Here is a 13,427-nt window from a genome sequence, read left to right as displayed (position 1 = left end):
AAAGAGGAGTATGAAAAGATGCAGTTAACTGGTGCTCAGATCGTATTGGAATGTTTGAAAGAACAGGGTGTGGATACAATTTTTGGATATCCTGGCGGAACAATCCTTAACATTTACGATGAATTATATAAACAGGGTGATGATTTTTTGCATGTTCTTACAAGCCATGAGCAGGGTGCAGCCCACGCTGCTGATGGTTATGCAAGATCTACAGGTAAGGTTGGCGTATGCTTTGCTACCAGTGGCCCTGGTTCAACAAATCTTGTAACAGGTATTGCTACAGCTTATATGGATTCAGTTCCTATGGTTGCTATTACCTGTAATGTAAATCTTCCTCTACTTGGTAAGGATTCTTTCCAGGAGGTTGATATTGCAGGTATTACTATGCCTATTACCAAGCATGGATATATCGTCAAGGATGTAAAAGAACTTGCTGATACAATTCGCAAAGCTTTCAAGATTGCCAGAACAGGCAGACCAGGTCCTGTACTTGTGGATATTACCAAGGATGTTACTGCCAAGACCTGTGATTTTAGACCTGTAGTTATTGCAGATGAAGAACCAGAGAAGACCTTTAAATCCGACGATATCAATGCAGCTATCAAGATGATCAAGGCTTCCAAGAGACCATACATCTATGTTGGCGGTGGCGCTGTTATTTCAGGTGCTTCCAAGGAGTTAAAAAAGTTTGCGGAACTCATTCAGGCTCCCGTATGCGACACACTTATGGGTAAGGGCGCGTTTGATGGTACTCATAAGCTCTATACAGGCATGATTGGTATGCATGGAACCAAGACTTCTAACTTTGGAGTTAGTGAGTGCGACCTTTTAATTACACTAGGTGCCAGATTCTCAGACAGAGTTACCGGTAATGCCAAGACCTTTGCTTCTAAGGCCAAGATACTGCAGATAGACGTGGATGCAGCTGAGATCAACAAGAACATTCGCGTTAATTATGCTGTTGTTGGCGACCTCAAGCTTGTTTTGAGTGCTCTTAACAGCAAACTTGAACAGATGGATCACAGCGAATGGCTTGCTAAGATTGATGATTACAAGAAGAAATTCCCTCTTTTCTATGATGAGGGTAAACTTACCTGCCCATATATCATTGAAGAACTTGATAAACTCACAAAAGATGATGCCATTATCACTACAGATGTTGGACAGCATCAGATGTGGGCTGCACAGTATTATAAATATAAGAATCCTCGAACATTCCTGACAAGTGGCGGACTTGGAACAATGGGCTATGGTCTCGGAGCCTGCATTGGTGCCAAGGTTGGCAATCCTGACAAGCAGGTTATCAATATCGCTGGTGATGGCTGCTTTAGAATGAATATGAATGAGCTGGCTACTGCATCCAGATACAATCTGCCTATTATTGAGATCGTTATCAATAATAGCGTTCTTGGTATGGTTAGGCAGTGGCAGACACTTTTTTACGAGAAACACTATTCACAGACCATTTTTTCTGATAAAGTTGATTACTGCAAGGTCGCTGAGGGGCTTGGTTGCGAGGCTATTCGTGTTACCAAGAAGAGCGAGGTCGCTCCAGCGTTAAAAAAAGCACTTAAATCTGACAAACCTGTGCTTATTGATTGTATAATAGAGGAGGACGATAAAGTATTCCCTATGGTTCCTGCGGGAGCTTCTATTAGCGATGCTTTTGATGAGAAAGATTTATCTGCAAAGTCCAAGTGATCTTGTAATAAAAAAGTATTGTTTTGAGGAGAAAAATGAAAAAAAGAGGCCTGATAGCAGCGCTTATATGCGCATGCGTTTTGGTTGTGTGTGGTTCGCTCTATGTATTCCTAAGTTTATGGTATGAGGGCGTCTTTCCAGCGTTTATCTGGATTGACGATATTTATTGTACCGGTAAGACTGTAGAAGAAGTTGATGCTGAGCTTATTAAAAAGTATCCATATGATGGTATCAGGGTAATTGATATAAATGGCGAGGAACTGTTTATATCAGGCGACGATATCAAGATGGTTTACACCTTTGAGCCTTCACTTAATACCATCATGACATGTAGAGGAGGCTTTAAATGGTGGCAGACTCTTTACAGGAAGAAGAATCTTGCTAGTGAGATAATGCCACATGTTTCTTTTGATGAAACAGAGCTCTTATACAGACTTCTGGAATGGGATGCACTGACATCTTATGATGAACTTTATGCTCGGCTTGTTAAAGGGGATAACGGCTACAAGATTGAATCAAATTACAGTTACCTGCCTATAATGGATAACATCTATTACAACATTAAGGATGCAATCTATAGGTTTGAACCGGAATTTGATCTGACTCAAAGATACAAAATCGAGACAAGTGGTGTTGATGAGTATACTAATGAGAACTACACGGATATTTCTGAACAGCTTATTTACGACCACGAGGATATTGCCACAGAATTTGCTAAGATCGATGCACTTCAGTCACGAGATATTTCTTTTACCCTGTTTGATGAGAAAATTGTCGTTGATGCAGGCGATATTAGTGATTTCATACTAGCAAACGGAGAACTTGAAGATGCTCTCTTAGAGGAGAAGGATAAGAATAATCCTGGTTCTGGCTTATTTATTATAGGTGGTCAGGAAAAAGAGATCTCTGAAGAAGACAGCTTTTATGATAATCAGGGACTTATTGAGGATGAGAATGGTAATCTCATAATCTCTGAGAGCAGAATCTATGAATATGCCATGAATCTTGCTGATCAGTATACAACTGGCTGGTGCATGGACAGGTACAGAAAGGGAATCACTGATCAGGTACTTATCAGCAGTGGCAAAAAGGGCGATGGCTCGCTCATAGATGGCAAGGCTCTGTATGATAGTATCTGTAATGCTTTCCTAGACGGAGAAGATGAAAAGAATTCTGACAAGGATTCGGGAAACGATATTTTTATAAAGGGAACCAAAGAATATAATGCTAGAGAGATGCTGGGTGACACTTACATCGAAGTTGATATGAACAAGCAGCATCTGTACTACTATGTAGACGGCGCTCTTAATATGGATATGCCTGTTGTTACAGGCAATGTTAACAGAGGAAGAGCTACTCCTACAGGTATCTTTGATATCTACAACAAACGATATCACACCTACCTTCGAGGCGTTGATTACGTGTCCTATGTTAATTATTGGCTCGGAGTTAATAAGGGAGTAGGTATTCATGATGCTAACTGGCGCAGTGAATTTGGTGATGAAATTTACAAAACTGACGGCTCCCATGGATGTATAAATTGCCCTGAAGATAAGGTTTCTGTTCTCTGGGAAGTTGCAGAGGTTGGAACTCCGGTTATTTTGCATTATTGATGATGAATTGTACAATTGGTCGCTGGACCAGAGAACGGTTTATCTATTATATTTTTGAATTGTTAGAACACATCAGTGCTTGCGCGCTGGTGTGTTTTTTGCTTTGGCCCATTTTTAAATTGAATTGCATCAATTCTATTCATTTTGCTATTATCGATGCTCGTTTATGGTGTTTCTGCTTATCGTTTTCATCAAAAATCAATGGTTCTATCATTATAGATGCACTCAATACTTGAATCTACTGGAAATCTGCATCTATTATGGCTATATGGTTCAATTAGATGCAATATGTAATGGCTTAATAATCGGACTTGTGGAAATTGCACTTTGTGGAATAGTCTGCGGAGTATTTACAGGTGGTCCGGTAATTCTTTTTGGAATTCTTGGAATGAAAGAGGCACAAAATATGAGATTTGATGCAGCCAAAAAGAAATATCTAATTGCAAAAATTGCAGCGATCATCGGCGGATTTCTTTGGGTAATGTACATGATTGGATTGCTGGTTTTGTGCTATATTATCAATCATTAAATACGTACGTAAGCGGCTTGAATTAAGCTGTCAGGAAGAATTTTACATATAGTGCTAAACGAATATGGCATCGGATAATTCATATTTACAAAGTGAATTATCTGGTGCTTTATATTACAAAAAAATAATTCAATAACATTAATTATTGAATAACGATATTGACAAAAAATATTTTGAAAGTAAAATGATTTTTAAGGATTGTTTTATCGATTTAAACCGACAAAGTATTTTATCACTAATTCGATAAAAATGAATAAAAACATAAGGAATGATTAGGAGGAGCAACGAAATGTCACGAGTTTACAATTTTTCAGCAGGCCCAGCGGTTCTGCCAGAGGAAGTACTTAAGCAGGCAGCTGCAGAGATGCTTGATTATGATGGATGCGGAATGTCTATCAATGAGATGAGCCATAGATCAAAGACCTTCGACAAGGTTATTCAGACTGCAGAGCAGGACATCAGAGATCTTATGAATATCCCTGATAACTACAAGGTTCTTTTTTTACAGGGTGGCGCAAGCCAGCAGTTTGCAGCAGTTCCTCTTAACCTTATGAAGAATAAAAAGGCTGGATATATCATTACTGGTCAGTGGGCTAAGAAGGCATATCAGGAAGCTCAGAAGTATGGTGAGGCTGTAGAGCTTGCATCAAGTGCTGATAAGACTTTCTCATATATTCCTGATTGTTCAGATCTTGATATTCCTGATGATCTTGATTATGTATACATCTGCGAGAACAATACAATCTATGGAACAAAGTTCAAGACACTTCCTAACACAAAGGGACATATTCTTGTATCAGACGTTTCATCCTGCTTCTTGTCAGAGCCTGTAGATGTAACCAAGTACGGGGTTATCTACGGCGGTGTACAGAAGAACGTAGGACCTGCTGGTCTTGTTATCAGCATTATCAGAGAAGACCTCATTACAGATGATGTTCCTACATACACACCTACAATGCTCAAGTGGAAGACACAGGCAGACAATGGTTCTTTATACAACACACCTAACTGCTGGAGCATCTACATGTGCGGCCTTGTATTCAAGTGGCTTAAGGCTCAGGGTGGTCTTGAGGAGATGAAGAAGAGAAACGAAGCTAAGGCCAAGATTCTTTATGACTATCTTGATCAGAGCAAGATGTTCAAGGGAACAGTTAGACCTGAGGATCGTTCACTTATGAATGTTCCTTTCGTAACAGATAGCGAAGAACTCAATGCTAAGTTTATTGCTGAAGCTACTAAGGCAGGCTTTGTAAGCCTTAAGGGACATAGAACTGTTGGCGGAATGAGAGCTAGTATCTACAACGCAATGCCTCAGGAAGGCGTTCAGAAGCTAGTTGATTTCATGAATGAATTTGAAAAGAATAACTGATCGGATACAAGGAGGAAACCTAAAGTGTACAAGTATAAGTGTATGAACCCTATTGCCAAGATTGGTCTTAATAATTTCACTGATCAGTACGAGGCTGTTGATAATGTAGATGATGCTGATGGCATTCTCGTTAGAAGTGCCAACATGCTTGAAATGGAATTTTCTGATAACCTTCTTGCTATCGCAAGAGCTGGCGCTGGTGTTAATAATATTCCTACAGATGATTGTGCCAAGAAGGGTATCGTTGTTTTCAACACACCAGGTGCTAATGCCAACGGCGTAAAAGAGATGGTTCTTGCAGCTATGCTTATCGCAAGCCGTGATATCATCGGTGGAACTGAGTGGGTTAAGGCTAATGCTGGTGATCCTGACATTGCCAAGCTTACAGAGAAGAGCAAAAAGAAATTTGCTGGAACTGAAATCTTTGGTAAAAAGCTCGGTATCATTGGACTGGGAGCTATCGGCGTAAGAGTTGCTAACGCTGCTCGTCAGCTGGGTATGGAAGTTTATGGCTATGATCCATATCTTTCAATTGACGCAGCATGGAGACTTTCTTCAGATGTTAAGCACGTTACAAATGTAGATGATATCTATTCAAAGTGCGATATCATTACAATTCATGTTCCTGCTCTTGATTCTACAAAGGGAATGATCAACGAGGCTGCTATTGCTAAGATGAAAAAGGGCGTAATCCTCATTAACCTTGCTAGAGATATTCTCTGCAATGAAGTTGATGTTCTTGCAGGAATCAATTCAGGTAAGATCCGCAAGTATGTAACAGATTTCCCAAATCCTACAATTGCTGGTCACGATGGATGTATCGTAATTCCTCATCTTGGAGCTTCTACAGAGGAATCTGAGGATAACTGCGCTGTTAAGGCCGTTCTTGAGCTCAAGGATTATCTTGAGAATGGTAACATCAACAACTCAGTTAACCTTCCTAACTGTGATATGGGCGTATGTGCTGGCCCAAGACTTGCTATAATTCACAAGAATGTAGCTAATATGATCAGTCAGTTCACTTCCTTCCTTGGAAATGCTGGATACAACATCAAGGACATGAGCAATAAGTCACGTGGTGACTATGCTTATACACTTATCGATCTTGAGGATGAGATTGAGGATGCTATCGTTAGCAAAATCGAGAAGATCGATGATGTTATCAGAGTAAGAATCGTTCGCAAGGACGTATAAAACTCCCTATATATGCTATAATAATCGGGTGGGAATCGCGGTTCCTGCCCGATATTATTATATTTATGACTACATGAGTATTGTTGGAGGATGAATTATGGCAGATATCAAGCCTTTTAAGGCGTATAGACCTGCTTCAGGACTTGAAGAAAAAATAGCTTCGCTTCCTTATGATGTTTTTAACAGACAGGAGGCTTATGAGAAGGTTCAGAGAAAACCTGATTCTTTTCTTGCTATAGACAGACCTGAGACGCAGTTTGCACCTGATCAGGATATGTATGCGCAGGAAGTATACGATAAAGCTAAGGAAATGCTTTGGGGGAAGATTTCCGATGGCTCTTTTATCCAGGATGAAACTCCTTGCTACTATATATATGAGCAGACAATGAATGGCCGCACTCAGACTGGTATTGTGGCCTGTGCTTCAATTGATGATTATCTCAATAATGTCATCAAGAAGCATGAGAATACAAGAGAAGAAAAAGAGCAGGACAGAATAAATCATGTCTATACCTGTGAAGCCCAGACTGGACCTATTTTCCTGTGCTATAGGAAGAACAAGCTGATCGCCGACCTTGTTGATAAGGTAAAAGAGATGGATGAACCTGTATATGAATTCGTCTCTGAGGATGGAGTTCGCAACCGAATCTTCGTTATTTCTGACCTTGAAGAGACAGAAACAATCTGCAGAGTATTTACTACTATAGATTCAATCTATATTGCTGATGGTCACCACAGATGTGCATCAGCAGTTAAGGTTGGCCTTAGGAAAAGAGAAGAACTAAAGGGCCAGATCAAGGGAAAACTTCAGTCTGATTACTTTTTGTCTGTTCTTTTCCCTGATGATGAGCTTATGATCATGGACTACAACAGAGTGGTTAAGGATTTGAACGGCTTATCAGCAAATGACTTTATGGCTAAGCTTTCAGAGATGTTTGAGGTAAAAGAGTCTGATGCTCAGGTTAAGCCTTCTCAGAAAGGGGAGTATGGCCTTTTCCTTGAGGATAAATGGTACAGGTTAAATGCCAAAGACAGCATTAAGAATTCTGATCCTGTTGAGGGGCTTGACGTATCTGTGCTTCAGAACAATGTACTTGGCCCGGTCCTTGGTATAGGGGATCCGAGAACAGACAAGAGAATTGACTTTGTGGGCGGAATCAGAGGCCTTGATGAACTGGAAAAGAGATGCCATACAGACTGCAAATTAGCGTTTTCTCTTTATCCTACATCAATAGCAGAACTCTTTGATGTGGCAGACGCCGGACTTCTCATGCCTCCTAAGTCTACATGGTTTGAACCTAAGCTACTTAGTGGGTTATTTATTCATACAATTAATGATAAAATTAGATAAGTTCTGAAAATTATTCATTTTGGAGGGGAATGCAGTGACTAGTAAACTGTATAAAATGATGAATTGGCCTGAGATTGAGGAGATTATCTATTCTGATGGTGATAATCCTCACAGAATTCTCGGTGCACATAAAGTAGGAAACAGTTATCTGGTTCAGGCTTTTTATCCTGATGCAGATACTGTTAAAGTGAGGGTGGAGCAGACTGGCAAGGAATATGAGATGGAACTGACTGATGAGGCAGGTTTTTTTGCTGCTATTATTCCTTACGTCGATAAGCTCAAATATCAGTACATCATCAAGGATGCTGAAGGTAAAGAACATACTGTAGATGATCCTTATGCTTTTGGACCTCTCATGGACAGAGAGGATTTCATAAAATTTGGAAGTGGCATTCACTACCATATTTATGAGAAGCTTGGCGCTCATCCTATGGTCAGAAACGGTGTCGCTGGAACTGAGTTTGCTGTATGGGCTCCAACAGCAGCAAGAGTTAGTGTTATTGGTGATTTCAATAACTGGGATGGCAGAACCTGTCAGATGCACAGGCTTGATCCTATCGGTATTTTTGAGATATTTGTTCCTGGTGCCAAGGAAAATGATGGCTACCAGTTCGAGATTAAGACAAGAAGCGGTCTTGTATATAAGAGACCTGATCCGTTTGCTTTTGAATCCAAGGGCGAAAATGGTGTTATTTCTGTAGTTAGAAGCCTCAAGCAGATCAGATGGACTGACGAGAAGTGGCTTGCTAACCGCAGAAAATTTGACCTTGATGAGGATCCGTTATCAATCTGCGAGATTTCTCTTGAGGCATTTGCTGACAGACACGATGAGAAGAGTAGCATGAAGGATATTACTGCTGATATCCTTGAGTATGTCAAGAATCATGGCTTTAATACAATTGAGCTTATGCCTGTAATGAAGCATCTTCCAGGTCATTTTTATCATATTATGGATTTCTTTGCCCTTGATAATTCAAGCGGAAGTACAAACGAATTCATGACCTTTGTTAATACAATGCATAATGCTGGTGTGAGAGTTATTCTCGACTGGGTTCCTACATTCTTCCCTAAGTCCTCCTGTGGTCTTAGCGATTTTGATGGTAGAGCATTGTTTGAATATGAAGATCCAAGAATTGGCGTACATCCCAAGTCTGGTGATATGATCTTTGACTACGGCAGAAAGGAAGTAACAAACTTCCTTATTTCCAACGCGCTTTATTGGATTGAGAACTTCCATATCGATGGCCTTAGAACTTCTGATATTTCAAGGATTCTGTACCTTGACTACGACAGGAAGCCAGGAGAGTGGATGCCTAATATCTACGGAGGTAATGAGAATCTTGAAGCTCTCGAGTTCCTCAAGCAGTTTAACACTATAGTTCACAAGAACAATCCAGGTGTTATTACTATTACAAAGGAAACAGCCTGCTGGCCTCAGCTTACAGACAGTGTTGACGAGGGCGGTCTTGGCTTTGACTTTAAGTGGAATAATGGGTGGACCAGAGATTTCTTGTCTTATATGCAGAATGATCCTCTTTTCAGAGCTGGTCACCACGATGAGCTTACCTTCAGCCTTATTTACAGCTATACAGAGAGATTTGTGCTGGCATTTACACATGAAGATGTAGAAAAAGGTCTTGAAGGCCTGTATTATCTGATGCCTGGTGATTCATCCCAGAAGATGGCAAATTTAAGACTGGCATTGTCATTTATGATGGTTCATCCTGGACGTAAACATCTGTATATGTCTCCGGATGCTCTTACAATAGATCAGTCAGTATTTGTTGAGAATCTGTTAAAGAAGCTCAACGAGCTTTACTTTGATCATGATGCGCTTCACGAGCTTGATGGCTCAGACAGCGGCTTTGAGTGGATCAACAATATGGCTTCTGACCAGTGCATGCTTTCTTTTGTCAGAAAGAGTACTAATGACAGAGAGACTTTACTTGTAGTTGCTAATATGGCGGGTGTTGAGAGAGAATACGAGATTGGTGTACCTGTAGACGGCAGATATACTGAGATATTTAACAGTGATAGTCTTAACTATGGCGGAAGTGGACTTCTTAACGAAGGACGCATAGAATCCAAGAGAAATGATATAGACGGCAGAAACTATAGCATCTCTATCAAGATTGCACCAGTTTCTCTCGCTATCTTTAGCTTTACTCCATATACAGAGCAGGAAAAGAAAATCCGTGCTATCAAGGAGGAAGAGGAGCTCAGGAAAGAAAAAGAGCGTCAGGAAGCCTTAGAAGCTCTTAAACAGAAGCAAAGCCTTGAAGAACAGAAGCTCCTTGAACAGCTCAAGCTCAAATATGAAAAAGAACTTGCTGAGCAGGAAAAGGCTATCGAAGAAAAATACGAAAAGATCGAGGAAGAGAGAATCTTTAGTATTGTGACTGACGAAGCTGTAAAGGGCCTTAGTGCCGGCAAGAAGGCTTCTACTGCCAAGAAGACTACTAAGACTACAAATGCGAAGAAGACTACTGCTAAAACTGGCAGTAAGAGCGCAGCTAAGTCTACAGTTAAGAAAACAACAAATAAATCTGATAAGAAGTGATATTTAGCCCTCCTCAGGTATTGCAGCCTGTAGGAGGGCTGTTGTATAATATGGTTTGTGTTTTGTCACAAGCTGGAATGGCGCAGTTGGTAGCGCAACTGATTCGTAATCAGTAGGTCGAGGGTTCGAGTCCCTTTTCCAGCTTTTTTATTTTGTGATATAATGTAATTTGAATTAATATTTCATAAAACAAATTACTCTGGTTTCATGTGGTGTGAAGCGGAGTAATAATATAGAGAGGACGAGAAATGAAAGATTTAAAAGATTACGTAAGAACAATACCTGATTTCCCAGAGAAAGGAATCATGTTCAGAGACATTACCTCTGTACTTCAGGATCCAGACGGATTCCATCTTGCTATCGAGAAGATGCAGGACATGGTTAAGGATCTTGACTTTGATGTAGTTCTCGGAGCAGAGTCAAGAGGATTTATCTTCAGTGCTCCTATTGCTTTCAACAGAGGCAAGGCACTTGTTCCAGTACGTAAAAAAGGTAAGCTTCCATGCGAGACAATCGAGGTTGAGTATGACCTTGAGTATGGCAAGGCTGTTTTAGAGCTTCACAAGGATGCTATCAAGCCAGGACAGAAGGTTCTTCTTGTAGATGACCTTATGGCTACAGGTGGTACAATTGAAGCTATGATCAAACTTGTTGAGAAGCTTGGCGGAGAAGTTGCTGGTGTTGCAGTTCTCATGGAGCTCAAGGGACTTAACGGCAGAGAGAGAATTAAGAATTACAGACTTGATGCAGCTATTAGTTACGAAGGGAAGTAATTAGATGCCCCAGAATTTCGACGATGGAAAAATTGAAGCCATTGAAGAGTTTCAGACACCTGATTCCCTGTATGAAGGACTGATCAAGAGAGTTAGGAAATATCATCCCTCGGATGATATTTCCCTTATTGAGAAGGCATACAATCAGGCGGCAGAAGCCCATCATGGACAGCTACGCAAATCTGGTGAGCCATATATCATTCACCCGCTTTGTGTTGCAATAATCCTTGCTGATTTGGAAATGGACAAAGAGACCATAGCAGCAGGGCTTCTTCATGATGTCGTTGAAGATACTATATGTACCAAGGAAGAAATAGAAGAGAGCTTTGGAGCTGACGTAGCGCTTCTTGTAGATGGTGTTACCAAATTGACAGCTTTGCAGCTCTCTACAGATAATACCAATAAGACGCAGGAACAGATTGATATGCAGGCGCAGAATCTGCGTAAGATGTTCCTTGCTATGGCCAAGGATATCAGAGTTATTCTGATCAAATTGGCAGATAGACTGCATAATATGAGAACTCTTGGACATATGCCTCCTGAGAAACAGCAGAGGATTGCCCAGGAAACTCTTGATATCTATTCACCTATTGCAGGTAGATTAGGTATCAGCAGGATTAAGGTTGAACTTGATGACCTTTCTTTGAAATATCTCAAGCCTGATGTCTACTACGATCTTGTAGATAAGGTTTCCATCAGAAAAAGTGAAAGAGAAAAATACGTCGAGGACATTTGCGAGAATGTTCGCAGTGCTATCAAGGCTGCTGGTATAGAAGGCGAAGTAAACGGAAGAGTTAAGCATTTCTTTAGTATTTATAAGAAAATGCGTAACCAGAATAAGACTCTTGACCAGATATATGATCTGTTTGCTATCAGAATCATTGTTGGAACAGTCAAGGATTGTTACGCGGCTCTTGGTGTAATTCATGAGCTCTATAAGCCTATTCCAGGTAGATTTAAAGATTACATCGCTATGCCCAAGCCTAATATGTATCAGTCTCTTCATACGACTCTGATCGGCCAGACTGGTCAGCCATTTGAAATTCAGATCAGAACTTATGATATGCATAAGGCTGCTGAATACGGTATCGCTGCCCACTGGAAATATAAGGAAGCATCGGATGGCAAGAAGGCAGAGAACGGTGAGGAAGAGAAGCTCATTTGGCTTCGTCAGATTCTTGAATGGCAACAGGACATGTCAGATAACCAGGAATTCATGAACCTCCTTAAGAGCGATCTGAACCTGTTTTCTGATGATGTTTACTGCTTTACTCCTACTGGAGAAGTTAAGAACCTTCCAGCAGGCTCCACACCTATAGATTTTGCCTATAGTGTACACAGCGCTGTTGGTAACAAGATGATTGGCGCCAAGGTTAATGGCAAGCTTGTTCCTATTGATTACAAGATTCAGAATGGTGACAGAATTGAAATTGTTACAAGCCAGAATTCAAGAGGACCAAGTAGAGACTGGCTTTCAATTGCCAAGGCTACTTCTACCAAGAACAAGATCAACCAGTGGTTCAGACATGAATTAAAAGAAGAAAACATAGCAAGAGGACGTGAACAGCTAATAGAGTACTGTAAGAGTAAGGGAATAGATCTTTTTGCTATATCCAAACCTGAGTTTCAGGATATTATCACCAGGAAATATGGCTTCCATGATTGGGAGGCTGTGCTTGCTGCAGTTGGTCATGGCGGACTTCGTGAAGGGCAGATCATCAACAAGATGCTGGAGCTTGGTGATAAGGAACATAAACGTAATATTACCGATGAAGAGGTTTTGGCTGCTGTAGCTGAGTCCAATGTGACTCCTCAGATTTCCAGCTCTGATAATGCCATTATTGTTAAGGGCGTTCATGATGTAGCTGTTCGTTTCTCTAAGTGCTGTAACCCAGTACCAGGCGACGATATCTGTGGTTTCGTAACACGCGGAAGAGGCGTATCTATCCATCGTAAGGACTGCGTCAATGTTATCAAGATGCAGGAAGAGGATAGAACAAGACTCATAGAAGCCAAGTGGCAGTCAGATACTTCAGGACCAGGCGGCAAATATGCTGCTACCATCAAGATCTTTGCTAATAACAGAAGCGGACTTCTTGCAGATATTTCCAGAACATTGTCTGAGAAGGATATCGATATCATCTCTATGAATACCAGAACCAGCAAGCAGGGTCTTGCTACTATGGAGACTTCTTTCCAGGTATCATCAAGAGATCAGCTTCGTGAGATAGTTGATAAGATCAGACAAATTGATAGTGTTATTGATATAGAGAGAACTACAGGGTAATAGCTGTAGTTTTTCTTTTACTTAAGATAACTTTATGATCAGAAAGGTGA

Annotated in this window: 9 protein-coding genes and 1 tRNA gene; all 10 read left to right on the top strand. The window is 40.7% G+C overall.

Annotated elements, in window-relative coordinates; translation table 11 throughout:
• Positions 1-18 precede the first annotated feature (18 nt).
• The 10 genes from ilvB to IJI01_RS04825 all read left to right on the top strand — a co-directional run bounded on the left by ilvB (position 19) and on the right by IJI01_RS04825 (position 13,377).
• The gene (gene ilvB / locus IJI01_RS04870; protein ID WP_292186630.1) at positions 19-1,701 is read left to right on the top strand and encodes a biosynthetic-type acetolactate synthase large subunit; all 1,683 of its coding nucleotides are present in this window, start codon (positions 19-21) and stop codon (positions 1,699-1,701) included.
• Positions 1,702-1,736: 35 nt separating this feature from the next.
• Positions 1,737-3,314, top strand: a complete 1,578-nt coding sequence (locus tag IJI01_RS04865) for a L,D-transpeptidase (RefSeq protein WP_292186628.1) — start codon at positions 1,737-1,739, stop codon at positions 3,312-3,314.
• Positions 3,315-3,546: 232 nt separating this feature from the next.
• Positions 3,547-3,843 carry a hypothetical protein gene (locus IJI01_RS04860; RefSeq protein ID WP_292186626.1) on the top strand — a complete coding sequence of 99 codons (297 nt, stop codon included), beginning with the start codon at positions 3,547-3,549 and terminating at the stop codon, positions 3,841-3,843.
• A 289-nt stretch (positions 3,844-4,132) separates the two neighbouring features.
• Positions 4,133-5,212: a 3-phosphoserine/phosphohydroxythreonine transaminase gene (gene serC / locus IJI01_RS04855; RefSeq protein WP_292186623.1), complete on the top strand. Its 1,080-nt coding sequence runs from the start codon at positions 4,133-4,135 to the stop codon at positions 5,210-5,212.
• 24 nt (positions 5,213-5,236) lie between these two features.
• Entirely contained in the window at positions 5,237-6,406 is a 1,170-nt protein-coding gene (locus IJI01_RS04850; RefSeq protein ID WP_292186620.1) for a phosphoglycerate dehydrogenase, read from the top strand.
• A 97-nt stretch (positions 6,407-6,503) separates the two neighbouring features.
• Entirely contained in the window at positions 6,504-7,757 is a 1,254-nt protein-coding gene (locus tag IJI01_RS04845) for a DUF1015 domain-containing protein (protein ID WP_292186617.1), read from the top strand.
• 34 nt (positions 7,758-7,791) lie between these two features.
• Positions 7,792-10,317, top strand: a complete 2,526-nt coding sequence (gene glgB / locus IJI01_RS04840) for a 1,4-alpha-glucan branching protein GlgB (protein WP_292186614.1) — start codon at positions 7,792-7,794, stop codon at positions 10,315-10,317.
• Positions 10,318-10,388: 71 nt separating this feature from the next.
• Positions 10,389-10,461 (top strand) — tRNA-Thr (locus IJI01_RS04835).
• A gap of 104 nt (positions 10,462-10,565) precedes the next feature.
• Positions 10,566-11,090, top strand: coding sequence for an adenine phosphoribosyltransferase (locus IJI01_RS04830; protein WP_292186611.1), 525 nt, complete (start codon positions 10,566-10,568; stop codon positions 11,088-11,090).
• Between the two features lie 4 nt (positions 11,091-11,094).
• Positions 11,095-13,377, top strand: coding sequence for a RelA/SpoT family protein (locus IJI01_RS04825; protein WP_292186608.1), 2,283 nt, complete (start codon positions 11,095-11,097; stop codon positions 13,375-13,377).
• Positions 13,378-13,427 lie beyond the last annotated feature (50 nt).

The sequence above is a fragment of the Butyrivibrio sp. genome, assembly GCF_017433805.1.
GTDB lineage: Bacteria > Bacillota > Clostridia > Lachnospirales > Lachnospiraceae > Butyrivibrio.
Note: the sequence above shows the minus strand (reverse complement) of the source record. Positions and strands in the feature narration are given on the sequence as shown.